This is a genomic window from Phenylobacterium sp., assembly GCF_036501465.1.
GTDB lineage: Bacteria > Pseudomonadota > Alphaproteobacteria > Caulobacterales > Caulobacteraceae > Phenylobacterium.
The window spans coordinates 15,339-40,538 of sequence record NZ_DASYAF010000028.1 but is presented as its reverse complement, the minus strand read 5'-3'; the positions used below and the strand labels follow the sequence as shown (position 1 = coordinate 40,538).

General features: G+C 70.1%; 20 protein-coding genes and 1 tRNA gene. 18 read left to right on the top strand and 3 right to left on the bottom strand.

Annotated elements, in window-relative coordinates:
- Positions 1-136 precede the first annotated feature (136 nt).
- From VGL85_RS02725 to VGL85_RS02680, 10 genes are all read left to right on the top strand, one after another.
- The gene (locus tag VGL85_RS02725; protein ID WP_331585714.1) at positions 137-2,440 is read left to right on the top strand and encodes a serine/threonine-protein kinase; all 2,304 of its coding nucleotides are present in this window, start codon (positions 137-139) and stop codon (positions 2,438-2,440) included.
- Positions 2,437-3,339, top strand: a complete 903-nt coding sequence (locus VGL85_RS02720; protein WP_331585712.1) for an FHA domain-containing protein — start codon at positions 2,437-2,439, stop codon at positions 3,337-3,339. Before VGL85_RS02725 ends, VGL85_RS02720 begins: the two co-directional genes overlap by 4 nt.
- A gap of 64 nt (positions 3,340-3,403) precedes the next feature.
- Positions 3,404-4,684, top strand: a complete 1,281-nt coding sequence (locus tag VGL85_RS02715; RefSeq protein WP_331585710.1) for a trypsin-like peptidase domain-containing protein — start codon at positions 3,404-3,406, stop codon at positions 4,682-4,684.
- An 11-nt stretch (positions 4,685-4,695) separates the two neighbouring features.
- Positions 4,696-5,337 carry an FHA domain-containing protein gene (locus VGL85_RS02710; RefSeq protein ID WP_331585708.1) on the top strand — a complete coding sequence of 214 codons (642 nt, stop codon included), beginning with the start codon at positions 4,696-4,698 and terminating at the stop codon, positions 5,335-5,337.
- A gap of 5 nt (positions 5,338-5,342) precedes the next feature.
- A complete protein-coding gene (locus VGL85_RS02705; protein ID WP_331585706.1) occupies positions 5,343-6,113 on the top strand; it encodes a PP2C family protein-serine/threonine phosphatase in 771 nt (256 codons plus the stop codon).
- A gap of 275 nt (positions 6,114-6,388) precedes the next feature.
- Positions 6,389-8,311, top strand: coding sequence for a molecular chaperone DnaK (dnaK, locus tag VGL85_RS02700; RefSeq protein ID WP_331585704.1), 1,923 nt, complete (start codon positions 6,389-6,391; stop codon positions 8,309-8,311).
- A 228-nt stretch (positions 8,312-8,539) separates the two neighbouring features.
- Complete coding sequence (gene dnaJ, locus VGL85_RS02695; RefSeq protein WP_331585702.1) at positions 8,540-9,706, top strand: molecular chaperone DnaJ; 1,167 nt, start codon at positions 8,540-8,542, stop codon at positions 9,704-9,706.
- 100 nt (positions 9,707-9,806) lie between these two features.
- Positions 9,807-10,403, top strand: coding sequence for a hypothetical protein (locus VGL85_RS02690; RefSeq protein ID WP_331585700.1), 597 nt, complete (start codon positions 9,807-9,809; stop codon positions 10,401-10,403).
- Positions 10,404-10,483: 80 nt separating this feature from the next.
- A tRNA-Arg gene (locus VGL85_RS02685) sits at positions 10,484-10,560 on the top strand.
- A 365-nt stretch (positions 10,561-10,925) separates the two neighbouring features.
- Entirely contained in the window at positions 10,926-11,384 is a 459-nt protein-coding gene (locus VGL85_RS02680) for a MarR family winged helix-turn-helix transcriptional regulator (RefSeq protein WP_331585698.1), read from the top strand.
- A 35-nt stretch (positions 11,385-11,419) separates the two neighbouring features.
- On the opposite strand, the gene VGL85_RS02675 is transcribed toward VGL85_RS02680, so the two are convergent.
- A complete protein-coding gene (locus tag VGL85_RS02675) occupies positions 11,420-14,653 on the bottom strand; it encodes an autotransporter domain-containing protein (protein WP_331585696.1) in 3,234 nt (1,077 codons plus the stop codon).
- Positions 14,654-14,956: 303 nt separating this feature from the next.
- On the opposite strand from VGL85_RS02675, the gene VGL85_RS02670 reads away from it, so the two are divergent.
- The 4 genes from VGL85_RS02670 (at position 14,957) to VGL85_RS02655 (ending at position 18,952) form a co-directional block, all read left to right on the top strand.
- Positions 14,957-15,754: an EF-hand domain-containing protein gene (locus VGL85_RS02670; RefSeq protein ID WP_331585694.1), complete on the top strand. Its 798-nt coding sequence runs from the start codon at positions 14,957-14,959 to the stop codon at positions 15,752-15,754.
- A 198-nt stretch (positions 15,755-15,952) separates the two neighbouring features.
- Positions 15,953-16,549, top strand: a complete 597-nt coding sequence (locus VGL85_RS02665; protein WP_331585692.1) for a Spy/CpxP family protein refolding chaperone — start codon at positions 15,953-15,955, stop codon at positions 16,547-16,549.
- A gap of 83 nt (positions 16,550-16,632) precedes the next feature.
- Positions 16,633-17,364: a response regulator gene (locus VGL85_RS02660; RefSeq protein ID WP_331585690.1), complete on the top strand. Its 732-nt coding sequence runs from the start codon at positions 16,633-16,635 to the stop codon at positions 17,362-17,364.
- A gap of 13 nt (positions 17,365-17,377) precedes the next feature.
- Complete coding sequence (locus VGL85_RS02655) at positions 17,378-18,952, top strand: HAMP domain-containing sensor histidine kinase (protein ID WP_331585688.1); 1,575 nt, start codon at positions 17,378-17,380, stop codon at positions 18,950-18,952.
- 12 nt (positions 18,953-18,964) lie between these two features.
- Here the strand turns inward: VGL85_RS02655 and VGL85_RS02650 are convergent, their stop codons facing one another.
- Positions 18,965-19,600, bottom strand: a complete 636-nt coding sequence (locus tag VGL85_RS02650) for a hypothetical protein (RefSeq protein WP_331585686.1) — start codon at positions 19,598-19,600, stop codon at positions 18,965-18,967.
- Between the two features lie 230 nt (positions 19,601-19,830).
- Here VGL85_RS02650 and VGL85_RS02645 point away from each other — a divergent pair, with 230 nt between their 5' ends.
- The 3 genes from VGL85_RS02645 (at position 19,831) to VGL85_RS02635 (ending at position 23,144) form a co-directional block, all read left to right on the top strand.
- Positions 19,831-22,188 carry a TonB-dependent receptor gene (locus VGL85_RS02645; RefSeq protein WP_331585780.1) on the top strand — a complete coding sequence of 786 codons (2,358 nt, stop codon included), beginning with the start codon at positions 19,831-19,833 and terminating at the stop codon, positions 22,186-22,188.
- 133 nt (positions 22,189-22,321) lie between these two features.
- Positions 22,322-22,672, top strand: a complete 351-nt coding sequence (locus VGL85_RS02640) for a metalloregulator ArsR/SmtB family transcription factor (protein WP_331585684.1) — start codon at positions 22,322-22,324, stop codon at positions 22,670-22,672.
- Entirely contained in the window at positions 22,665-23,144 is a 480-nt protein-coding gene (locus VGL85_RS02635) for an SRPBCC family protein (protein WP_331585682.1), read from the top strand. The genes VGL85_RS02640 and VGL85_RS02635 overlap by 8 nt, the downstream gene beginning before the upstream one ends.
- 186 nt (positions 23,145-23,330) lie before the next feature.
- On the opposite strand, the gene VGL85_RS02630 is transcribed toward VGL85_RS02635, so the two are convergent.
- Positions 23,331-24,227, bottom strand: coding sequence for a LysR family transcriptional regulator (locus tag VGL85_RS02630; RefSeq protein ID WP_331585680.1), 897 nt, complete (start codon positions 24,225-24,227; stop codon positions 23,331-23,333).
- A 197-nt stretch (positions 24,228-24,424) separates the two neighbouring features.
- On the opposite strand from VGL85_RS02630, the gene VGL85_RS02625 reads away from it, so the two are divergent.
- Entirely contained in the window at positions 24,425-25,159 is a 735-nt protein-coding gene (locus VGL85_RS02625; RefSeq protein WP_331585678.1) for an SDR family NAD(P)-dependent oxidoreductase, read from the top strand.
- The last annotated feature ends 41 nt before the right edge of the window (positions 25,160-25,200 follow it).

Sequence of the window (25,200 nt, the reverse complement as noted above, 5' to 3'; positions counted from 1 at the left end):
GTCCGCGCCGTTCCGCAGATCCCGGCCAGTGATCGCGGGGGGTTAGGTGGCCAGATACCTAGGGGCCGGCGCCGTCCTGAAGAGTCCCCGGACGACCCGGAACTATACCGCTGCCGCGGCCGCCCAGTGGGAAACCATGGCCCGCACCCTGCGCCCGCCGCCGCACATCATCGGCGTGGGCGGCTTCGGCGTGACCTATCGGGTGGTGGACGACCACGGCGCGGCCTTCGCCATGAAGGAGTACTTCCCGCGCGACCACGCGGTTCGCGGCGCCGACGGCCGCATCGCCGCCAAGCGGTCGGAGGACGGCTTCAGCCGCAAGATCTACGAGGAGGGCCTGCGCCGCTTCGTGGCCGAGGGCCACATGCTGACCTCCTTCGTCCATCCCAACGTCCAGCGGGTGGTCGACACCTTCGACGACAACGGCACCAGCTATCAGCTCATGAAGCTGGTGGAGGGCCGCGAGGCGCTGGGCGAGAGCGACACCGGGGCCGCGCGGATCGAGCGGCGGGTGACGCTGGACGACTACTTCCGCGAACTGGAGCGGCCCGACGGCGGCGTCCCGATCGACCTGCCGCTCCTCGAGCCCGTCCTGCGCCAGCTGCTGGATGCGGTTGAGTACATCCACACCGAGGGCGCGCGGAAGGCCCAGGAGATCACCGGCGCGTCCACCCGCGGCCTGCTGCACCGGGACATCAAGCCGTCCAACGTGCTGATCGACGCGCCCGCGGCGCTGATCGACGCGCCGGCTGCGGAGATCCTGCGCCACCCCGAGACCCGCGCCATTCTGATCGACTTCGGTTCCGCGCGCCTGTTCCGCGACGCCGAGACCGACGACGTCTCGCGCTCCATCGGGGTGGTGACCGAGGGCTACGCCCCGCCCGAGTTCAAGGACAACCAGATCGAGCAGCAGGGGCCGCATTCCGACATCTACAGCCTGGCGGCGATCGTCTGGCGCGCCTTCCTGGGCCGTAAGCCCAACACCGCCCAGCTCGCCAACGGCGCCAAGCTCGCCGACCTGGCCCAGCCGGTCCGCGGCGCTGACGGGGTCCTGCGCCCCCGCGCGCCGAAGGCCTTCCTGCAGTCGGTCGACCGGGCGCTGAACGCGGCCGTGGGGGCCCGGCCGCAGTCGGTCGCCGAGTGGCGGCGCGAACTCTGGAGCGGCAAACCTCCGGCTCGGGAACGCGGCAAGCCCGCCAAGAAGCCTGCCGCCGAGGAGCGCCGCGGCCTGCACCCGGTGGTCTGGCTGATCGGCCTCCTGATGACCGGCGCGAGCCTCTTCGCCTGGTTCAATTCGCGTGGCCCCGAGCGCAACATCGAGGCGCAGGCCGACCTGGCCTATCAGGACGCCCAGAAGGCCGCCGCCCTGGCCGGCCCGGAAGCCGACCACGCCGCCGAGATCGCCAAGGGCGCCGCCGACACCGGCCGCTCGGCCGTCGATCCCTCCGAACAGGGGGGCCGCAACTACGCCGACTTCCAAGCCTTCGTCCCGGTGGAGCGGATCACCCACAGCGCGACGAGCGGCGACACCCAGTACGGCGACAAGTACCGCAACTTCCGGCTTTCCGACGGCCAGAACGCCAACTGGTGGTGCCACAAGAAAGGGCCGGACATCGTCCCGGACGCCGCCTACGACACCTACAAATATCCCAGCGCCACGGTGGACGGCGAAGCGGGCTGGGCCTGCGCCATCGGCCACACCCACCTGGTCCAACGCGAATACACGGGCAGCCGGAACCCCTGGAAGATGGTCGGTTCCGGCTACACCTATGCCGGCGAGGTCGACACCGCCGAGAAGCCGTCGGGCCTGGGGGTGATGACCTTCCCCGACAACCACGAGCTCGGCGGCCGGTTCGCGGCCACCGCCAACGGCTTCGAAGCGACCGGTGTCTATGTGGCGACCCTCGACCTGGTCCGCACCGGCGTTTTCGAGATCAGCGCCGGCGCCGGGCTGCCCTCGTTCGACAGCTCGAGCACCGAGGACCAGCAAAAGGGCAAGGTGATCTTCCGGGGCCGCACGACGAAGGACCGCACTGTCGGCCTGTTCGTGAAGGACGGCGTCTCGACCACCGGCGTGCGCAACAACAACGGGGTGATCGTCGGCCGCAGCATCCTGTCCGACGGCTCGGTGTTCTACGGCCTGACGGCTTCCCCGGACCCGGCGGGCGGGGCCGGCGCGATCGACGCGACGGCGGCGAACGTGACCAAGGCCTGGGGCCGGCTGGAAGGCGGCGAGGGGATCTATACGGGCCAGCTGACCGGCGGAAAGCCCGACGGCTGCGGGATCTGGGACCGCCACGGCCAGCGCGAGGTCGGCTACTACGACGCCGGCGTAAAACGCCAGGGCGGCCTGCCCGACGAGTGCCGCAGCGCGCGTTACGCCGGCGGCTTCGACCTGTCGGCCTTGCCGGCGGCGCCGGGCGCGGCGGCCGCGAAATGAGCCGCGGGCGCGCCTTTCGAGCCGCTGCGGCGCTGGCGGCCGCCCTGGCCGCTGGCGTGGCCCAGGCTTCCGCGGCGCCGTCCGAGGGGTCGGGCGCGGCGGCCGCCCGCGCCCAGGCCGAGGCCGACGCCGCGCCCCCCAGCCCCAAAGAGACTCCCAAGGACAGCGCCAAAGCCCGGCCGCGCGAGGCCGCGCCCAAGCGGAACCGCTGCGCCGAGCTTGATGCCGCCAGCATTCCGGCCTGCGCCGACCGCCTGGCCCGCGGGGGCTCCCAGCCGCCGGTCGCCGCGCCCCTGGCGAGCGGCCCCGCCGCGCCGCAGGCTCAGCCGGTTCCGGCCCGCGCGCCGGTCGCCGCGCACAGGTCCCCGGTCCGCGCCGCCAAGCCGCGTCCCGCCGCGCCCCAGCCCACCACCGTCTGGGGCCGGGCGATGGATCAGGTCCGCAAGCAGCCGATCCTGGCCGGCGCCGGCGGAGGGGCGGCCCTGCTGCTGCTGGCCCTCGGGGCCTGGGGCGCGGCCGGCCGCATCCGCCCGCGGCGGCGCCCGAGCCTGCCACCGCAAACGCTGCGTCAGCCCCCGGCCACGCCGCCCAGCGCCTACCGCCGCGACGTCCTGCTGCGCGACGCCGCCGGGCGCGACTGGCGGATCGGCGGCGGGGCGCTGACGCCCGGTGCGGCGGTCGGCTGCGGGTCTTCGAGCGACCTGCGGGTGGAGGGCGACGGGGTGGCGGAGCGGCATGCTCTGCTCTGGGTCAGCGAGGGCCGGCTGCTGCTGCGCGGCCTGGCCGCCGACCCGGTGCTGCTCAACGATCGAAGGCTGCGGGCCGAGGAGGCGGAGATCGCCTCGACCGGCGATAGTCTCCAGCTGGGCCAGGCCCGGTTCACCATCATCATCGATTAGACGAGGCCAGGGCTTCGGAAAGGGGTGCGGGATGCGGACAAGGATGTGGAGGCGGGGCGCCGCCATGGCGCTCGGCGTTTCGCTGGCGCTGACGGCCGGGGCGCGGGCCCAGGTCAATTTCGAGCACCTGTTCCCCAGCATCGTACGGGTGGCGGGCCTCGGGGCCGACGACAACATCTCGCTGGGGTCCGGCGTGGTGGTGGCCAGCACCGACACCGGCAGCTACGTGATCACCAACTACCATGTGATCGCCGACGCCGACGCCAGCCAGATCCGCGTCGTGGCGCCCCAGGGCGAGACCGGCGACAAGACCACGGTTTCACCCGCCCGCTTCGTCAGCGGCGACAGCGCCACCGACATCGCGGTGCTCTATGTGGCCAACTTCTTCGCGCCCGCCCTGCCGCTCGCGGTCGGGCCGACGCCGGAGAACCTGGCGGTGCGCGCGATCGGCTATCCCGGAACCGACATCGGCCAGTGGCGGGTGCTCAAGACCCGGCCCACCATCACCGACGGCATCGTCTCGACCAGCCAGACCGCGCCCTGGCGGCCGGGTCTGCCCGCCGTGGGCCAGGTGCAGCACACCGCCGCGCTCAACGAAGGCATGAGCGGCGGCCCGCTGCTTGACCTCTGCGGGCGGGTGGTGGCCATCGACACCGCCTACAACGGCTCGGCGCGCGGCGTTAACCTCTCGCTCTCGGCGGCGGACGTGACGCCCTACTTGCAGCGGCAGAACATCGCCTACACCGCCTCGAAGACCGCCTGCGACCCCAATGCGTCGAACCAGCAGGCGCTCGCCCAGGCTCAGGCCCAGGCGCAAGCCCAGGTCCAGTCGCAACAGGCCCAGCAGGTCGCCGCCCAGGTCAAGATGCAGCGCGAATCCGAGGAGCATCAGCGCTCGCTGATGCTGGCGGGCGGCGCGGCCCTGGCGGTGGTGGTGCTGGGAGGCGGCGCGGCCCTGCTGCTGCGGCGACGCGGCGCCGCCGCGCCGGTCTCCGACGCCGTGGCCGCTCCGATCGCGCCGGCCGGCCCGCCGCACGGCCTGGCCCTGCGCGGGGTCAACCAGGCGTCCGGCAAGACCCAGATCGTCCGCCGCGAGGACCTGATGGGCGACGTCGGCTTCGAGATCGGCCGCAACGCCGGCTTCGGCTCGCCTGGCACCTCGCGCCGCCACGCCCGCCTGGTCTGGTCGCCGAGCGCCGGCTTCGTCCTGCGTGACCTGGGCTCGACCGGCGGGACCCGGGTGAACGGCCGCGAGATCAAGGGCGCGGGCGACCAGCCCATCAACCTGGGCGACGTGATCGAATTCGGCGCGCCGGACGCGCGCTATTCCGTCGAAAAGCTTTGAGGGAGGCCCAGATGGCCAACTCCGACGACGAAGCCACCAAACCCTACCGCCCCGGTCCGCAGAAGGGCGGCGGCCGCGACGACGATCCCGACAAGACCCGCGCGATGGGCGCCAGCGGCTACTACGACGACGAGGAAGACGAGGACGAGGGCGACGACGTCACCCGCGCCGCGGTCCCCGGCCGTCCGGCCGCCGCGGCGGGTGGGGCCAAGCCGCGCGCCGGGCGCATCACGGTCGAGGCTGGCGACAACAACCGGGGCCCGCGGGTCACCTTCCCGGCGGAGACCGCCAGCCAGCCGGTCTGCGCCGTGCTGCTGGTGGTCAAGGGCCCCGGCCTCGGCATCTGCCTGCCGCTGAGTTATGGGCGCAGCTCCGTCGGCCGCAGCGCCGAGGCGCGCCTGCAGCTCAACATCGGCGACGACCAGCTCTCCGGCCTGCACTTCATCGTCGCCTTCGACGAAGCCGACGGCTCGTTCGACGTGCGCGAGGCCGACGCGGCCACCAACCACACCTATGTGAACGGGACCCGCGTGCGGGCCGCCACGGTGCTGGCGGCGGGCGACACCATCCGGGCCGGCGCCACGGAGTTCCGCTTCGTCCCCTGCGTCGGGCCCGACTGGAACTGGGCCCAGGTCCTCGAGCCGCAGGGCTAGGCGGCGTGACCCTGACGGCGGACATCGCCTACGGCCAGATCATCGGCCAGCGGCAGCGGCAGGAGGACCGCCTCGCCGTGGTGCGCGACGGCGAAGACGGGCCGGCGCGCTTCCTGGTGCTGTCGGACGGCATGGGCGGGGCGGTCGGCGGCGACATCGCCGCCGGCGTCATCGTCGACACCGTGGTCGAGGCCCTGGACGGGGCGGCGGGCGGCGCCGGCGCGGCGGGCTCGGCGCTCCGGGCCGCCGCGGTCGCCGCCAACAAGGCGCTGCGCGCCCGGGTGCGCGCCGATCCGGGGCTCGACGGCATGGGCGGTACGCTGGTGATCGTGCGCCTGGCCGGGGCGGGGCTGTTGTTCTTCTCCATGGGGGATTCGCCCCTGCGGCTGGTGCGCGCAGGCCAGGCGATCCGCCTCAACGCCGACCACTCGGTGGGCGGCATGCTCGACGCCCAGGTCGCCCGCGGCGAGATCTCGGCCGCCGCCGCCGCCGAGCGGCGGGACCGCAACAGCATCGTCTCGGTGCTGACCGGCGGCCCGATCGGCGGCATGCGCATGGACGAGAGCGCCGACCTGACGCCGCTGGCGGCCGGCGACGTCCTGGTGCTGGCCAGCGACGGCCTGGACACCCTGGCCGCCGAGGAGATCGCCGCGGTCGCCGGCCAGGACCGCCCCGCCGTGGAACTGGCCGAGGCCCTGCTGGCGGCTGTGGAGGCCGCCGATCGCCCGCGCCAGGACAATGCCTCGGTGATCGTGGCCCGCTTCCGGCCGTCGTAGCGACGCTTGAGACTCCCACCCCACGGTCCGTCCGCGACCCTTGTTACGGCATGTCCCTGTGGTGATTAGGGCTTTTCGCCCTTGCGACCGCGTTCAATTTCCCCATATCGGCTGGCGACGCTAGGTTTCTCCTTAAGGAAACCACCTTTAAAGGAAGGACCTGGCTGAGACCTGATCGAACCTAAGATTCGAACCAATAGGGGACGTTGCAACCAGGCGCTTCCCAAGAAGGCCTCCCGACACGTCCGCCACCAAAGGAGCGAGCTAGACTCTCTATGAGCAAAATTATCGGTATCGACCTCGGCACGACCAATTCCTGCGTCGCCATCATGGATGGCAAGACGCCGAAGGTGATCGAAAACGCCGAGGGCGCGCGGACCACCCCGTCCGTGGTCGCCTTCCTGGATGACGGCGAGCGCCTTGTGGGCCAGCCGGCCAAGCGCCAGGCCGTGACCAACCCCGCCAACACCCTCTTCGCCATCAAGCGCCTGATCGGCCGCAACTACGGCGACCCGATGGTGGAGAAGGACAAGGGCATGGTGCCCTATGACATCGTCAAGGGCCCGACCGGCGATGCGTGGGTGAAGGCCCACGGCAAGGATTATTCGCCGCAGCAGGTGTCGGCCTTCATCCTGCAGAAGATGAAGGAAGCCGCCGAGCAGCACCTCGGCGAGAAGGTCGAGAAGGCGGTGATCACCGTCCCGGCCTACTTCAACGACGCCCAGCGCCAGGCGACCAAGGACGCCGGCAAGATCGCGGGCCTGGAAGTCCTGCGGATCATCAACGAGCCCACCGCCGCGGCGCTCGCCTACGGGCTCGAGAAGAACGACGGCAAGAAGATCGCGGTCTACGACCTGGGCGGCGGCACCTTCGACGTCTCGATCCTGGAGATCGGCGACGGCGTCTTCGAGGTGAAGTCCACCAACGGCGACACCTTCCTGGGCGGCGAGGACTTCGACCTGCGGATCGTCGATTTCCTGGCCGACGAGTTCAAGAAGGAGCAGGGCGTCGACCTGCGCAAGGACAAGCTGGCCCTGCAGCGCCTGAAGGAAGAGGCCGAAAAGGCCAAGAAGGAGCTCTCCAGCGTCACCCAGTACGAGGTGAACCTGCCGTTCATCTCGATGAACGCCAACGGGCCGCTGCACCTCAACATCAAGCTCTCCCGCGCCAAGCTGGAAGGCCTGGTGGAAGACCTGGTGACCAAGACCATCGGCCCTTGCGAACAGGCGCTGAAGGATGCGGGCCTCAAGACCTCCGACATCGACGAGGTGATCCTGGTGGGCGGCATGACCCGCATGCCCAAGGTCATCGACACGGTGAAGGACTTCTTCGGCCGCGAGCCGCACAAGGGCGTCAACCCCGACGAGGTGGTGGCGCTGGGCGCGGCGGTTCAGGCCGGCGTGCTGCAGGGCGACGTCAAGGACGTGCTGCTGCTGGACGTGACCCCGCTCACCCTGGGCATCGAGACCCTGGGCGGCGTGTTCACCCCGCTGATCGAACGCAACACGACGATCCCGACCAAGCGAAGCCAGACCTTCTCCACGGCCGACGACAACCAGTCGGCGGTGACCATCCGGGTGTTCCAGGGCGAACGGCCGATGGCGGCCGACAACAAGATGCTGGGCCAGTTCGACCTGGTGGGCATCCCGCCGGCGCCGCGCGGCGTGCCGCAGGTCGAGGTCACCTTCGACATCGACGCCAACGGCATCGTCAACGTTTCGGCCCGCGACAAGGCGACCAACAAGGAACAGTCGATCCGCATCCAGGCCAACGGCGGCCTCTCGGATTCGGACATCGACGCCATGGTCAAGGAAGCCGAAAGCAACAAGGCCGAGGACGAGAAACGCAAGGCGGTGGTCGAGGCCAAGAACCAGGCCGACGCCGTGGTCCATTCGACCGAGAAGGCGCTCGGTGAGCACGGCGACAAGGTCAGCGCCGAAGAGAAGACTGCCATCGAGACCGCGCTCGAAGACCTCAAGGGCGTGCTGGAATCGGGCGACGCCGAGGTGATTTCGGCCAAGACCCAGACCCTGATCCAGGCCTCGATGAAGCTGGGCGAGGCCATGTACAAGGCCCAGCAGGACTCCGGTGAAGGCCCGGCCTCCGACGCCGACGCCGCCCACGCGGCGGGCCACGGCGGCGAGGACGTGGTGGACGCCGAGTTCGAGGAAGTCGACGGCGACGACCACAAGAAGTGACGGACGCGGCGAACTGCCCCATGGCGAGCTTTCCCGGCTTCTGCGAAGAGATCGCCATTGGGGACGTCGCCGCCGCTTCTGCGATGCGACTAGGGACCCCCGCCCGCTCGGTTCCCCCTTTCCTCCCGGATAGGCAGCCTTGCAGCGCGGCGGGGGTTTTCCCACCTTCCCACCTTCCCAACAGACAAAGTCTGTCTACTGTCGAGCTTTCAGCCCGCTGGCGATTTGATGCGTGATTATTACGAAATCCTCGGTGTCGAGCGGACCTGCGACGCGGGCGCTCTGAAGGCGTCCTTCCGCAAGCTCGCCATGGAGCACCATCCCGACCGCAACGGCGGTTGCGAGGACGCGGCCGGGCGGTTCAAGGAGATCAACGAGGCCTATTCGGTCCTCTCCGACCCCCAGAAGCGCGCGGCCTATGACCGCTTCGGCCATGCGGGCGTGAACGGCGCCGGCGGGCCCGGCGGTTTCGGCGGCGCCCAGTTCCACGACGTGGGCGACATCTTCAACGAGGTGTTCGGCGATGTCTTCGGCGACATGTTCGGCGGCGGCCGGCGCGGCCAGCAGCAGCGCAGCGGGCCAGCCCGCGGCCAGGACCTGCGCTACGACCTGGAGATCAGTCTGGAGCAGGCCTATGCCGGCGCCGAGGTGGAGATCACCGTCCCGGCGGCGCTGACCTGCGAGACCTGCGAGGGCTCGGGCGCCAAGCCCGGGACCAGCCCCACCGCCTGCAACGCCTGCGGCGGCGCAGGCCGCGTGCGGGCCACCCAGGGCTTCTTCTCCATCGAACGCGCCTGCCCGCGCTGCGGCGGCTCCGGCCGCCTGGTGCTGGATCCCTGCGGCGATTGCCACGGCATGGGCCAGGTGCGGCGCGAGCGGACGCTGTCGGTGCGCATCCCGGCCGGCGTCGACGACGGCGCGCGCATCCGCCTGGCCGGTGAAGGCGACGGCGGCCAGCGCGGCGGCCCGCGCGGCGACCTCTACATCTTCGTCTCGGTGAGGCCCCACGAGCTGTTTGAGCGTGACGGGCTGGACCTGCTCTGCACCGTGCCCGTGCCCATGGCGATCGCCGCCCTGGGCGGCCAGATCGACGCGCCCTGCCTGCTGGGCGGCGAGAACTGCGACGGCAACTGCAAGATCGGCGTCAAGGTGCCCGAAGGCGCCCAGACCGGCCGCACCGTGCGCGTGAAGGGCAAGGGCATGCCGTCCCTGCGCTCACGCGACCGCGGCGACCTGGTGGTGGAGCTGTTCGTGGAGACGCCATCGAAGCTGACGGCCCGCCAGAAGGAACTGCTGCGCGAGTTCGCCGGCCTGTGCGGCGAGGCCCAGCATCCCAAGAACGCTAGCTTCACCGGCAAGGCCAAGACCTTCTGGGATAGCGTCAAGGGCGCCTGAGGCGGCATTTCGCGGGCCGTTCCTGTCACGGCGGTAACTTGACCGTAGGGCCCGCAGCCCCGATCCCTGCCGACCCCAGCCCGTTTCGGGAGGTCGGATCTTGAGCGAGCCCCTAGGCCCCCGCCGGCGGCACTGGATCGAGTATGCGGCGACCTTCGCGGCCCTCACCGTCTCGGTGATCTCGCTTTGGGTCGCCATCGCGACCGAACAAGCCAACCAGAAGATGGTCGACGCCAACGATCGGATGGTCGCCGCCGCCTCCTGGCCGTACCTGCAGCTCAACTCCAGCAACGACGACAATGGCAAGAAACGGATCACCCTGGAGCTGGAAAACGCCGGTGTCGGCCCGGCGAAAATCCAGAGCCTGGAGGTCTTCTGGCGCGGCAAGGCCTACGGCTCGGCGTTCCAGTTGCTCAGGGACTGCTGTGCGCCCGGCCAGGACCTGATCCAGATGGGCACGGTGCCGGTCCAGGGCGTCGTGCTGCGGGCCGGCGCCGAGCGGCAGTTCCTGAGCATCGACCTGCGCTCGGACAACCTGGCGACCTGGAAGGCCTTCGACCAGGTCCGGCTGAGCGAACTCACCTACCGCGCCTGCTATTGCTCAGTCTTCGACGAATGCTGGGTCCGCGAGCTGCGCGCCGGCCGGGCGCTGCGGGTGAAGGCCTGCCCCAAGCCGGCGACGCCCTACACCCGCTGACGCGGATATTCGCGGCGAAAGCCGGCGTCGGCGTTTGCGGCCCGCGAGCCTTTCGGCTAGAGACACGCCTCCGCTGGAACGCACCCGTAGCTCAGCTGGATAGAGCGTTGCCCTCCGAAGGCAAAGGTCACACGTTCGAATCGTGTCGGGTGCGCCAGCGGCTAAACTTCGACCCAAGCTGAACTATGGAGATTGCCGTCCGGGGCCTGTCGCGTGAACGGCCTCCGCGCGGCGTTGCCGTCGCGGTCCGTCGATGGATCGCACAGCCGCGCGGCTGTGGCCATGACCCCGGCGGATCGGACGGGCGAAAAACCGGCCCACTTCGGCAAAGCCTTCGCATCCCCGTGCGGCGTCCCGGCCGGCGGCTTCGCGCGCCGGTCCCGGTCGCGGGCCGGGGGCCGCCGTGGGAAGGTGGATCGTCGGCGACGCCTCCCACGGAAGCTGTGCCGGGCGTTCGCGGGGTCGACAGATTATCTGAGCTACATCAAATATAGATATATTCCGAATATCGAAGTCTTTCACATGACCGGCACGCCCCACGTCCCCTCGGAAGACGCCGCTCAGCGGGCCTGGCGGCTGATGCTCGACTACGTGGCCGCCACCGCGCCGGGGCGGGAGCGGAGCCTTCAGCGGCGGGGGTTGAGCGCGAACGACTCGCGCGCCCTGTCCAGCCTGGATGAGGACGAAGGCCGGCCGATCGGTGCGCTCGCCAGCCGGTGGGGCTGCGATCCCTCGAACGCCACCTTCATCATCGACCGGCTCGAAAAGGCGGGCCTGGCGAAACGCCGATCCTCGCCCGCCGACCGACGGGTCAAGCTCGTGGTCCTGACGCGGCGGGGCGCGCGCACGAAGGCCGAGCTTGCGGACGAGCTCAATACCCCGCCGCCGGGCTTCGACCGGCTCTCGCCGGCCGACCTGGAAGTCCTGGAATATGTGCTCGGCAAGCTCGTCCCGCGGATCGAGCCGGGAGACGCCGCCTAGCGGCTACGCTTCGACGAATCCTGAAGCGTCACCGCCTAGAACTGGACGTGGCCGCTCAGCCGCAGGTCGTAGATGCTGAGGTTGTCGCGGTTCTCGGCGCCGGCCTCCAGTGCAAAGCCGCCCGAGCCGTTCTCGCCGCGCAGCGAGAAGTGCGCCGCCGCCCCCGACCCGGAGATTTCCTCCGAACGCAGGGCGAAGGGATCGCCGCCGGCGATGAAGCGGGCGTTGGTCACCCCGAGGTTCTCATTGGCCACGGTGCGATAGCCCAGCGTCGCCTCCGGCCCCCAGGACCGGTCCGGCCCATAGAGCGCGCCCACCGCCACGCCGGCGAAGGCCGACAGGCGCGAGCTGGTGCGCGAGGCGACCGCGAGGTCCATGGCGTCGCCGCCGCCGGTCTCGCTGTAGGAGCCCTCGGCCAGGTGGATGTAGTCCAGGTTGGCCTGCGGGCGCAGGTAGTAGCGGCCGAAGTGGCGCTCGTAGCTGGCCATGGCGTGGGCGTTGAAGCCCAGCGCCGACCATTCGCCGTTGGCGGTGCGCGACACGGCCAGGCCGTCGCCGCCGAGCACGTCGATCACCCGGGTCGAGGAGACCTTCACATAGTCCGCGCCGAACCGGACGTTGGCCGAGAAACCGCCCTTGGTCATCCGCCAGTAGACGCCGGCGTCCACCATGTTGGCGTGCAGGTCGGCGGCCGCGTCGAGCTCGTCGGGGAAGATCTCATTGGTCGAGGCGCCGAAGGTCGCGCCCAGGATGCCGAGCGGGGTGCGCGGGATCTCGTAGCCGGCCACCGCGCCGAAGCTCCAGGCCTTGTAGCCCGGGTCGTCGTCATGGGTCCGCTGGAACAGCCCGGCGTTGGTCTCCTGCATCCAGAAGCCGCCGCCCACCGGGTCCTGCCGGTCGTCGAGCGGCTTGGAGAAGGACGAAACGCTGGCGGCGATGGTGTTGAAGATGCTCGCCGAGTGGTTGGGCATCAGCTGGTTGTAGAGGGTGATCAGCCCGCCGCGGGTGGTCTGCGCCAGCAGCGCGCCTTCCAGGCCGGTGTCCTTGCCGATGTTGGCGATCAGCGGCTCGTAGGCCGCGGCGGTGGCGGCGGGCAGGCCGAGCTGGGCGGCGGTCTTGCGGGTCAGGGTGGCGTCGACCGTCCCGGCCGCCAGGCTGGTCTGCAGGGTGGTGTTGTAGAGGAAGGGCGTGTCGCCGAGCAGGTTGGAGTCCAGCGCGCCGGCGGTGAGCTGCGGCGAGCTGATCAGGGTGTAGGTGGCCGAGCCCGGAAGGATCGAGGCCAGGCGCACGCCGATCTTTGCGCCGCTGGCGATGCTGGCCGGGCCGGACACCGCCATGCTGGTGGCCAGGCCGGTCGCCGGGTCCGCCGTCACCACCAGGGTCGAGGTCGCGCCCAGGTTCAGGCTGGGCAGCTTGAGCTGGCTGGCGTCGTTGATCTGCAGGGTGCCGTTGGCGACGTTCAGCGCCACCGTGCCGTCCGGCAGGCCGGGCGTGGTGGCGTCGAGGTTGCCCTTGACCACCGCGCCATTGTCGATGGTCAGGCTGTTGGCGCCCGAGCCCAGGTTGACGTTGCCGGTCACCGCGCCGGCGGTGATTTCGACGCGGTCGCCGCCGGAGCCCAGCAGCACCGCGCCCGCTATGGTCGGCGAGGCTGTATCGCCGCTGGGCGCGTCCTGCAGGATGTGGACGCCCGTGGTGTTCGCCGACAGGTCCAGCGCGATGTTCTGGCCGGTGATCCCGTTGGCCCCGCTGGCCCCGGTGGTGACGCCGGTGCTGAGGGTGCGGCCGGTCGAGATGATGCCGATGTTCTCGACCTCGACCAAGGAACCGGAGTGGTCGACCAGGCCCACGGCGTTGCCCTGCTGGCCGACGACGCTGGAGACGATCGTGTTGGCGTTCTGCATGGCCGCGACGTTGGAGCCGGCCGAGATGCTCACCGCCGTGGCGCTTGCGCCGGCGGCGTCGGAGTTCATCGACGCCGTGACCGCGCCGTCGTTGCGGAAGACCTGGGCGATGACGCCGTTCATCTCCAGCCCGGTGGCGCTGGCCGCATAGGCGCTGGCGCTCACCGTGCCGGAGATATGCACGCCGCCGGTGGTGTTCACGGTGAAGCCGCTGCCCGGCAGGCCGATCTGCATGCCGGTGGAGGTGATCCCGTCGTAGACGCCCTGTCCGGTGACCGCGCCCTTGATCTCGATGCCGAAGGCGTCCGGGTCGACGCCTACGTTGCCGATGGTGATGTTGCGGGTCGCGTTGCCCACCACCAGGGCCGGCGCCGAGGAAATCGAGGACAGCGCGCCCTCGGCGACGCTGATGGCGCCGGTGGTGTCGGTGGTGGAGACCTCGTCGACCAGGATGCCGCCGGTCACGTTGCCGCCGACCGTCACGGTCGCGCCGCCCTGCAGCAGGTCGTCGGCGGTCAGGTTCTTGAGGAAGTTCGTGTCGGTGCTGCGCGTCGTGAAGCGGTAGCCGGTCGAGGTCAGCGTGCCGTTGATCTCGAGGTTGCTGTTGATGTCGCCGGCCAGGTTCGCGACCTGGGCGTTCTGGCCCTGGGCCAGGATGGTGCCGCCCAGGGTCACCGAGCTCGAAATGCTGGCGTTCCCCAGGGTCCGGATGCCGATCGCGTTGGTGCCCGACACCGTGATCGAGCCCAGGTTGGAGAGGGTGCCGCTGAGCGCGCTCTCGACGGAGATCGCGTAGGAATTGTCGCCCTTGATGGTGATCGTGCCGGTGGCGTCGTTCGAGATGTCGCTGGTGAACAGCCCCGGGCCCGTCACCTGGATGCCGATGCGGTTCGACCCGTTGGCGAACGGACCGTGGGTGATGCCGTTGGAATCGGTGGTGGGCTGGCTGGTGTCGTCGACCTCGATCGAGCCGGTGTTGTCGATCGAACCCACAATGCCGGTGGCGGGCACGATCGCGTGGACGCCGGTCACATTGCTCTGGTTCTGGAAGAAGATCGTGCCGTTGTTGATCAGCGAGCCGGTGGGCGCATCGAGGGTGACCGCCGTGGTGTTCGGCGGGGCCGGCTTCACGGTGACGCCCGCATTGATGGTGATGTCGCCGGACGTCGAGGTGGCGAGCGGCGTGGTGGTGGTGGAGGTGACGGTGGTCGAGGTGGCGGCCTGGGCCTGGGCCGCGCCCGCCCAAAGCAGCGCCGAGGCGCTGACCAGCGCCGGGCCGAACTTGAGCAGACCCGCAAAACCCCGCCGGGGCAAAGCCTCGCCCGGTCGATTCGGGGCGGCGGCCGGCGAAAAATACCCAGTCATCAAGCTTTACCCCTCAGGACGGGATGATCGATCGAGGATGATTGTGTCTGGCGCATGGCTTCGGCGTCCAATTCGCCCTCTGGGCCGCGCCCAAATCAACCGGATCGTTTCATCTCCGACTCATAGTCCGAAACATTCGGCGGCTCGCCGATTTTCCCCAAGATTTGCATGGCTTACGCCGCGCGGCGAGCCCCATGGGGCGCAAAACCGCAGCGCGATCGTGAAACCTCATGCGAGGCTTAGATGCAAATATCTTCAACTCCAACAGCTTACGGAGGGGGAGAGGCGCAAAGGCTCTTGAACATGCTCCTGCAGCCACAGCCGCAGGATAGTGGGCAAGACCTGCCGACCCCCAGCTCCACAGCCACAACGACCACCGGGACCCCGGCCTCCCAGCCGGCCGGTTCGACAAGTTCGAGCCAATTCGTCTCGGACACCCTGGCTTCCCTGATCTCGGCGCAGGAAGCGCCGCCGGCCGCCTCGGACGTGGCCAGTCAGATCATCCAGACCGCCGACACCAACGGCGACGGCTCCCTGAGCCTGAGCGAGGTCGAATCCGCGCTCGGCCAGTCGACCACCTCCGGCGCCGACAGCACGTCGGGCGCCGACACGACCTCGGGCGCGGACGCGCTCGCCGGTGCGTTCAATCAGATCGACACGAACGGTGACGGTCAGATCAGCCAGCAGGAGCTCACCAACGCCCTGCAGGCGCAGGACAACGCGCAAAGCGCGCAAGGCCCGCAAGGCGCCCATCACGGCCATCACCACCATCACGGCGGCGGCGGCGGGATGAGCGGCGTCGGAGGCGCCGACACCACCTCCAGCACCGACCTTGCCGACACACTGATGGGCCAGCTCGACCAGAACGGCGACGGCTCGCTCAGCCTGAGCGAAGTCGAAAACGTCCTGGGCGTCTCGGCGACCTCCAGCGACGCCTCGGGCCTCTCCTCGGCGTTCAGCAGCCTCGATGGCAATGGCGACGGCCAGCTCTCCACCAGCGAGATCTCCGCCGGCATCGACGCCTTCCGGGCCGCCCACCACATGGCGGGCGCGCAGACGGCGGCGGCCACTCCCGCCGCGACCCAGGCCGTCACGGCCTAGGACGCAGGGTCCGCAAGAGCGGCGCGGCCGGGGCTTCCAGGCTCCGGCCGCGTCCGCGCGGCCCGCCGAGGACCCGTGCTATCCGAACCTGCGCCATACTGTTTCGCGGCCGTGTCGTGGGAGTCTCACGCGCCGAAATTCCTCTGGCGCGGGCCTGTGCCATCAAGCGGCCGGGACAAAAACGGAGACTGCCCTTCGATGCGACTGACGATCCGCACCGCCGCCCTTTCCGCCTGCGCCGCCCTCGGCGCGGCTCTGCTCGCGGCGCCCGCGGCCTGGGCGCAGGCCGCGCCCCAGACCGCCGCCCATGGCCCGAGGGGCGACGGCCAAAGGGGCGACCAGAGAGGCGATATGCGCGCCCGCATGGAGGCCATGCGCCAGGCGCACGAGCAGCAGCGCGCCCAGGACCTGCGCACCATCCTGCGGCTGCGGCCCGACCAGGAGCCGGCGCTGAGCGCCTTCCTCGCCGCGCACAAGCGTCCCGACCGTGGGCCGGGCGGCCCCGATGGCCGGCGTGGCCCGCCGGGCGGCCCGCCCGGTGCGCAGCCTGGCCAGATGACCACGACCCAGCGGCTCGACATGGAAGACCGCCGCATGGCTGAGATGTCGGCCCGCCGCCAGCGGCACGAGGCGTCGCTACGGGCCTTCTACGCGGCCCTCAGCCCCGACCAGCGGCAGGTCTTCGACGCCCTGCAGCGCGTGCAGCACGGCCACGGCGGCTTCGGCGGGCGCCACGGCCATGGGTTTGGGCGCGGCCCGATGGGCGGCCCTCCCGGGGCGCGCGGCGACGACTAACCGGCCGCGCCAGGAGCGACCCCAAAGGATTGTGGCGCGGCGGTTGTCCCTGCGCCACAATCCTCGCGGAGTTAGGAACGGCCATGAACAGCCAAGCCAGCGTCCTCCCGGCCCGCCACATCCTCGTCGTCGACGACGATTCCCAGCTGCGCGAGCAGGTGGTGGGCTACCTGGCCGAACACGGCTACCACCTGCATTCCGCCCACGACGCGGCCTCGATGGAGGCGGCCCTGGCCGCCGCGCCCATCGACCTGATCGTGCTGGACGTCATGCTGCCGGGCGAGGACGGGCTGTCGATCTGCCGCCGGCTGTCGGAGACCGGGGGCCCGGCCATCGTCATGGTCAGCGCCATGGGCGACGAGGTCGACCGGGTGCTGGGCCTGGAGCTGGGCGCCGATGACTACCTGCCCAAGCCCTGCAGCCCGCGCGAGCTCCTGGCCCGGGTCCGCGCGGTGTTCCGCCGGCTGGACGAGGTGCGCGGCGGCGCGCCCCGGCGCGGCAAGACCTATCACTTCCAGGGCTTCGTGGTGGACACCCTGCGTCGACAGCTGCGCGCGCCCAACGGCACCACCATCCTGCTGACCGGCGGGGAGTTCTCCCTGCTCAGCGTGTTCCTGGAGAACCCGCAGCGGATCCTGTCGCGCGACCAGCTGCTGGAACAGGCGCGCGGCTCGCAGACCGAGGTGTTCGACCGCGCCGTCGACGTGCAGATCAGCCGCCTGCGCCGCAAGCTGCACGCCTGTGTCGAGGGCGAGATCATCAAGACCTACCGCGGCGCGGGCTATCTGTTCGACGCCAAGGTCACCCGCGCATGAGCCGCAAGCCCGCATGAGCGACGCGGCCGGCCAGGCGCAGGCCGCACCCCGCCGGCGCCGCTGGTGGCCGCGGGCGCCGATCAGCCTGCAACTGGTGATCCTGCTGGTGGCGAGCCTGCTGGTCGCCCAGGCGATCAGCTTCGGGGTGATCCTGCTGATCCCGCCGCCCCGCCCGCCGGTCTATCGCGTGGCCGAGGTCGCGCTCGCGCTGCATGGCGGCTCGCTCAAGACCCGCTTTGGCCGGCCGTTGACCCGCGCGGCCGCCAAGACCCTGCCGTCGGAGCTGGTGGCGCCGCACCGCGAGCATGAACGCACCCTGCAGGCCCTGGCGCGCGCCCTGGGCGAGCCGGAGGCCCGGGTGCGGCTGGAGGAGCAGAACGCCTCGCCGCTCTGGCGGCTGCGGCGCGCGGTCACCGGCCAGCCTGCGCCGCGCGGCCCGGACCGCGGGGGTCCCATGGGGGCCTCGCCGTTCGGGACGGACCGTGATGCGCCAGGCATCGGCGACATCCCCGCGGGTGGCGCAGGCTTCGATGCGCCAGGCCCGGGCGACGCCGCCACGGCCGGCCGGGCCGCGGACCCGGGCGACCCCGACGCGCCGCGCCATTGGGGCCGCGGCAGGCCGCATCGGTTCGTCATGGGACCGGAGCTGCCGATCTTCGGCGACTTCAGCGCCGCCCTGCAGCAGGCCGATGGCGGCTGGACCGTGGTCCGCTCGACGCCGGAGTCCTTCCCCTCCGCCTGGCAGATGCAGGCCTCGGCGTGGCTGCTGGGCGGCTTCCTGCTGGTGGCCTCGGCCGGCTACCTGTTCTCGCGCCGGATCTCCGCGCCGCTGAAGCGTTTCGCCGAGGCGGCCGAAACCCTGGGCCGCGACCCGCACGCCCCGCAGATGACCCTGAAGGGTCCCGCCGAGGTCGGGGCCGCCGCCCACGCCTTTAACGAGATGCAGGCGCGGCTGAAGCGCTACATCAACGACCGCACCGCCATGGTGGGCGCCATTTCCCACGACCTGCGCACACCCTTGGCGCGCATCCGCTTCAAGCTGGAGGCCGCACCGCCCAGCCTGAAGGCCTCGGTGCTGTCCGACGTGGACCAGATGGAGCAGATGATCGGCGGAGTGCTGGCCTTCATCCGCGACGAGGGCCAGCCGCGTCGCCGGGAAAGACTGGATCTGCTGTCGCTGATCGAATGCGTGGCCGACGATGCGGCCCTGGTGGGCGGGCAGGTGGAGATCGTCGATGGCGCGCCGGTGACCGTGGACGGCGATCCGGTGGCCCTGCAGCGGCTGTTCTCGAACCTGGTGGACAATGCGCTGAAGTATGGCGGCGAGGCCCAGATCCACGTGCGCCAGGCCGGTCCGGCGGCGGTGGTGGAGATCGTCGATCCAGGGCCTGGGCTGTCGCAGGACGAGCTGGGGCGGGTGTTCCAGCCCTTCTACCGCACCGACGCCTCGCGCAACCTCGACAACGGCGGGGTAGGCCTGGGCCTGCCGATCGCGCGGTCCACGGCCCGCGCGCATGGCGGCGACGTGGAGCTGACCTCGCAGCCTGGCGCGACCCGGGCGATCGTCACCCTGCCGGCCGCGGCCTGAAGTTCGAAGGAGTCAGCCGCCGTGGCGGCCAGTCACCGGCGTATCGGGAAAGGCGAGCTGTTCGCGGGCGCGCCACTCCTCGGTGACGTAGTTCACGATCAGCGACTTGCGCACCACCGGGATCGGGCGCGGCTCGAAGCCGTGCCAGGTGTTGTTCGACGGCACGAAGGCCATCGCGCCGCCGGGCGTGAAGGGGGCGCGATGCGACCAGGTGTCGGCGTCGGCGTAGACGTCGGTGCCCAGATCGGGCTGGCCGTCGGGGCCCAGGTAGTAGAGCAGGGTGAACTTCTTCACGCCCAGGTCGGTGTGCGGCTGCAGCCAGAAGCCCTCGGTGTCCTGGGCGTATTCGATGCGCAGGCAGCAGCCGCCCAGCCGGGCGCCGGTCATCTCCTCGACCGCGGCCACGGTTTCGGGATGCTGGAACGCCTGGGCCATGGCCGCGCAGGCTGGGTGCCGCGCGATCGCCTCGGCGTCGATGTAGGTGCGGGTGTTGTTGTGGATTTCGCGCGATCCGGATACGCCGTTCAGCGCCGGCGCGTCGAAGGGCAGGGCGTCCATTTCCGCCGCCAGATCGGCGGGCAGGACGTCGCTCAGGATCCAGTGGCGGTAGGGACCCTCATGGCGCGGAGCCGCCGCGAGGCTGTTCACGAAACGCGCACGGCAAGCGTCGCGGGCGGCCGAAACCGCCGGGGTGTCCTGTGAGGATGTGTCGCCGCGGGGATCGAGCAAGGCCAGTGGACTTCTCTGCATTGATCTGGTCGCCTCGCCCCCGGGGAGCCCACGCCTGCATGACGCCGTCTACGGACAACCACCTCACGGAGCGGAATGCAAGGCGCCGCTTGGCCGCAGCCTCGGTCAGCAGCTTGGCCTTGCTCGCCGTGTTGGTGGCGGCGCCGGTCGCGGCGTCGGCCGCCGAGATGCGAGTGTTCAGCCTTCCGTCCGAACCCCTGGAAGCTGCTCTCGTTCGTTTCGCGGTGCAAGGCGGGGTCTCGGTGGGCGGGCTGCCGGCGCGCGGCTGCACAGGCCGTTCGCGGCCGATTTCCGGCTCGATGTCCGCGGAACGGGCGCTGGCCGCCCTGCTGCCGCCGGGGTGCGGATTCGAGACCCTGGACGCCCGCAGTTTCCGTATCGTCGCCCGCCCGGTCGCCGCCGCGCCGCCGCCGGCCAAGCGGGTCGAGACCGCCGCCGCCGAGACGCCGCGGCTGGAAGAGCTGGTGGTCACCGCCGAGAAGCGCCCGGAGCTGCTGACCCGCAGCGCCTCGGCCGTCAGCGCGCTCTCGGCCCATGACGTCCAGACCCTGGGCGGGGCGACCTTCGACGAGATCGCCGCCCAGATGGTCAGCGTGGCGGTGACCAACCTGGGCTCCGGGCGCGACAAGATCTTCGTGCGCGGCCTCAGCGACGGCTCCTTCACCGGCAAGACCCAGTCGACGGTGGGGCTCTACCTGGACGACGTGCCGATCACCTACAACGCCCCGGACCCCGACCTGCGGCTGGCCGACATCGATCGGGTCGAGGTGCTGCGCGGGCCGCAGGGGACGCTCTACGGCTCAGGCTCCATGGGCGGCATCGTGCGCATCGTCACCGCCAGGCCGGACCCGACCGGCTTTTTCGCCCAGGCCTCGGCCGAGGGGATGCTGACCCAGCACGGCGAGCCCTCGTCCGGGGTGGACGGGGCGGTCAACATGCCGCTGGCCGACGGCCGCGCCGCCCTGCGCGCGGTGATCTACAGCGACGAGCGCGGCGGCTATATCGACAACCCCGTGCTGGGCCTCAGGGACGTGAACTACAGCCGCCGTCTGGGGGGCCGGATCGCCGGCCTGGCCAACCTGCCCGACGGCTGGCAGCTCGAGGCCGGCTTCGCCCACCAGTCGATCGCCACCGCCGACAGCCAGTACACCCAGGGGACCGACGGGCCGCTGACCCGCGACGCGGCGGTGCGCGAACCGCACGACAACGACTTCACCGAATATGGCCTCACCGCCTCCCACGCCGGCGCCATCGCCGACCTGAAGCTCACCAGCGCGCTGATCGACCATTCGCTGGACACCCGCTACGACGCCACCGGGGCCTTCCGGGCGGCGGGCGGCTCGCGCCTGGGCCAGGCGTTCGACGAAGACAAGCACATCAAGCTCTGGCAGACCGAGGCCCTGGTCACCTCCAACGCGCCCGGGCCGCTGCGCTGGCTGGGCGGGGCCTTCGTCTCCTACTCCAGCGAGATCGACGAGGCGCTCTTGGTGGACGTGGTCCCGCCGGCCCCGCCGCGGATGATCTACCGCCGCCACGACCAGCTTTCGGAGGCCGCGGTCTACGGCGACGTGGCCTATGACATGACCTCGCGGGTGACCCTGACCCTGGGCGCGCGGGCCTTCGTCACCCGCGTCGACACCAAGGCCGGCGACTTCCAGATCGCCGAGCAGCCCCTGCCGGGGTTCAGCGCCCACCTGACCGACCAGGGCGTCGCGCCCAAGGTGCGGCTGAGCTACGCGCCGACCTCCGAGCTGGTGATCTACGGCGAGGTGCAGGAGGGCTACCGCGCCGGCGGCTTCAACATCCCGGCGCTCGCGGGCGGCCCGACCCCGGAGACCGCGCCGGCGCGGTTCCGGCCCGACCACCTGTGGAACTACGAGATCGGCGCGGGCCTGCCGCTGTTCGACCATACGCTGATCCTGCGCGGCGCGATCTTCCATGCGGACTGGCGCGGCCTGCAGACCGACCAACGCCTGGCGTCGGGCCTGCCGATCACGGTGAACATCGGCGACGGCTCCAACACCGGCCTGGAGGGCGAGGCGGTGTGGCGGCCCGACCGCCATCTGCAGGTGCGGGCCAATCTGCTGGTCGAGGACCCCTCGATCACCCGCGCCAATGACGTCTTCCCGGCGCGCCGCGACATCGGCCTGCCGGGGGTGCCTTACGACATGGGCTCGGCCGACGTGCGCTACGCCTGGAAGGTGGGAAACCTCGACGCCGAGACCTCGGCCCAGGTCGCCTATGTGGGCCGCTCCTACCTGACCTTCGACGGCGGCATCGGCAACGCCATGGGCGGCTACGCCTCGGGCCGGGTCGCCGCCGCGCTCAGCGGGGCGGACTGGCGCGCCACGGTCTTCATCGACAACGTCGCCGATGAGCGGGGCAACACCTTCGCCTTCGGCAACCCCTTCAGCCGCGCCCGCGCCACCCAGGCGACGCCGCTCCGGCCCCGCACCGTGGGCCTGGGCCTCTCGCGCAGCTTCTGAGCCACGACGGGTCGGCGGATTCACCGGATCGCTGGATCGTGCTCCAGGATCAGGGTCTGGGTCGTGCCGCCCGTGAGTTGGCGTGCTCATGCCCCTTGCATGCCGCCCGCCCGCGCGCTAAATACTGAACCAGATGGTACAGTATCAGCCGGCCCGCCTCGACGCCTCGTTCGCTGCGCTCTCCGACGCCACCCGGCGCGGCGTTCTAGAGCAGCTCGGGCGTTCGGAGGCTTCGATCACGGAGCTTGCCGACAAGTTCCACATGACCCTCACGGGCATGAAGAAGCACGTCGGTGTCTTGGAGCAGGCCGGGCTCGTCACGACGCAGAAGATCGGCCGCGTGCGGACCTGCAGGCTTGGCCGACGCCGTCTCGAGGAAGAGGCGGCCTGGATCGAAGGCCATCGCCGGCTTTGGGACGCACGTTTCGACGCCTTGGACGAGGTCGTCGAGGACTTGAAACGGAAGGAGAAGGTCGATGAATAGCCGCACGACTGTCGAGCGGACGTCGGACCGGGAACTCGTCGCGACGCGAACCTTCGATGGGCCGGCGCGCATGGTGTTCGAAGCCTGGACGAAGCCCGAGCTGATCATGCGGTGGTGGGCGCCGGCGGCGTCCGGAATGTCCTTCCTGTCCTGCGAGACCGATGTCCAAACGGGGGGCTCGTACCGTTTCGTGTTCGGCCACCCGGCTTTCGAACAGCCCATGGCCTTCTTCGGCCGGTATATCGAAGTCACGCCGCCCTCCCGCCTGGTCTGGACCAACGATGAAGAGCACGAGGCCGTGACCACGGTGACCTTCGAGGAACGGGACGGCAAGACGCTGGTCGTCGTGCACGACCTCTACCCCTCGAAGGAAGCGCTCGACGGCGCCATCGCCGCCGAAAGCACGGGCGCGTGGCCTGAGCAGTTCGAGGAATTGGACGAACTTCTCGCCACGCTGGGCGCGAGCGTGTGACGCGCATGAGCCACGCCCAAGCCCGATCCGCCGGGTCTCAGTCGGGCGCGAGATAGAGAAACGGCAAAGTGTGACGGCTCGTACGTCCGCCATCCCGCGCCGGTTTGACGTCCGCATTCGACCCCTTGCGGACGTCCGTTCGCAGGCGCTTGTCCACTGGAAGCATCGCCGGCGACCTGCCGCGCGTCATTGAGGCGATATGGACAGCCCCGCGAGAAGCGGAGCGTAGGCGGCGAGCCTGCGGGATACGAACTCCGTGAAGAGCCGCACGCGCTTCGTCTTGCGAGTCTCCCCCTGCGTGAGAAGCCAGAGCGTTCCATACATGTGCAGGTCGGCGCCCGGCGCCCTCGCCAGTAGGGGGTCGGCGTCTCCGACGAAGCACGGCAGCGTCGTGATCCCCAGTCCTTGCCGTACCGCAGCGATCTGCGCCTCGCCGTCCGTGGTCCTGAACGGAACTCCCGTGGCGCGAGCCTCACCCTTGCGAGCCCAATCCTGGATTCCATCAGGGCTTATGACGATCCATCGGATGGGGTCCGACGCGCCGCCACGCCACGCGGCGAGGCGATCGCGGGACATGTAGACGCTCCCGAACAGCTCCGGCCCCTTCAGGCCGTAAAGATTGAGCGGCAGGGTCTTGCGATCGTAGACGACGCGGATCGCGACATCGGCCTCTCGGTTGGTCAGATTCGCCAACTCGCCGGACGACAGGATTTCCATCTCGATGTCCGGATAAAGACGCGCGAAATCGGCGAAGTCCGGCATGAGCAACTGTGTGGCGAGGGTCGGCGCCAGCGTCACCCGAAGAAGCCCTCGCACGCTCTGGTCGCGCCCGAAGACGCGGGTCTCGAGGCGGCGCGACGACGCTTCCATTTCATCCGCGAACTCGAGGACCTCATCGCCCGCAGCCGTCAGGCGGTACCCCGAAGGCAGCTTTTCGAACACCTGCGTCCCCAGGCGCTCCTCCAGTTGGGCAATGCGGCGCAGCACTGTGGTGTGGTTCACCCCGAGGTGTTCGGCGGCGGCTCGGACCGATCCCCTACGGGCGACGGCGAGAAAGTAGCGAACGTCGTCCCAGTCGATCATGGTGCAATCCCGCACCGCAGGCCACGCTTCCCGGCGCCGCATGCCGCAGCTGAAGTCACTAGCACGCCTGGTGCAATTTTGCACCACTGACGTGCGAAATTCTGCACTGACCGCCTGACGCGGCCGGACCCATTTCGACCTCCACACCACCCCGGACGAGTGCTCGGGGCGCCTGAAGAAAGTCGAAAGGAAAAGTCATGGGAAAGCTTGACGGCAAGGTTGCAGTCATCACGGGTGGATCGAGCGGCATGGCCCTGGCGAGCGCCAAGCGGTTCGTTGAGGAAGGCGCCTATGTCTTCATCACGGGCCGGAGGCAGGAGGCGATTGACGAGGCCGTCAAGCTGATCGGCCGGAACGTGACCGGCGTGCGCGGCGACGCGGCCAATCTCGACGACCTCGACCGTCTGTTCGACACGGTCAAGCGCGAAAAGGGCAGGATCGACATTCTGTACGCGAGCGCCGGCACGGGCGAAGCCGCGCCACTGGGCGAGATTACCGAGCAGCACTTCGATGCGGCCTTCGGCCTGAATACGCGCGGCACGCTGTTCACGGTGCAAAAGGCGTTGCCGCTGTTCAACGATGGCGGATCGATCTTCATGACCGGATCGGTCGCTTCGGTGAAGGGCTATCCCGGATACAGCGTGTATGCGGCGAGCAAGGCGGCGTTGCATGCATTCGCACGCGGGTGGCTCAACGAGCTGAAGGGCAGGAATATTCGAGTGAACGTGCTGCATCCGGGGCCGATCGCCACACCGATGCAGGATCAAGTTCTCGACGAGGCGGGGAAGCGGATGTTCGAATCCGCGATCCCACGGGGAAAGATGGGTCGTCCTGAGGAAATAGCGGCGGTCGCTTTGTTCCTTGCTTCAGACGATTCGAGCTTCGTAAACGGCGTCGAGTTGTCGGTCGACGGCGGCCTCTCGGCCATCTGAACAGGTGGTGCGAAAGAGGGTAGCGGCAATAGGGGTAACCC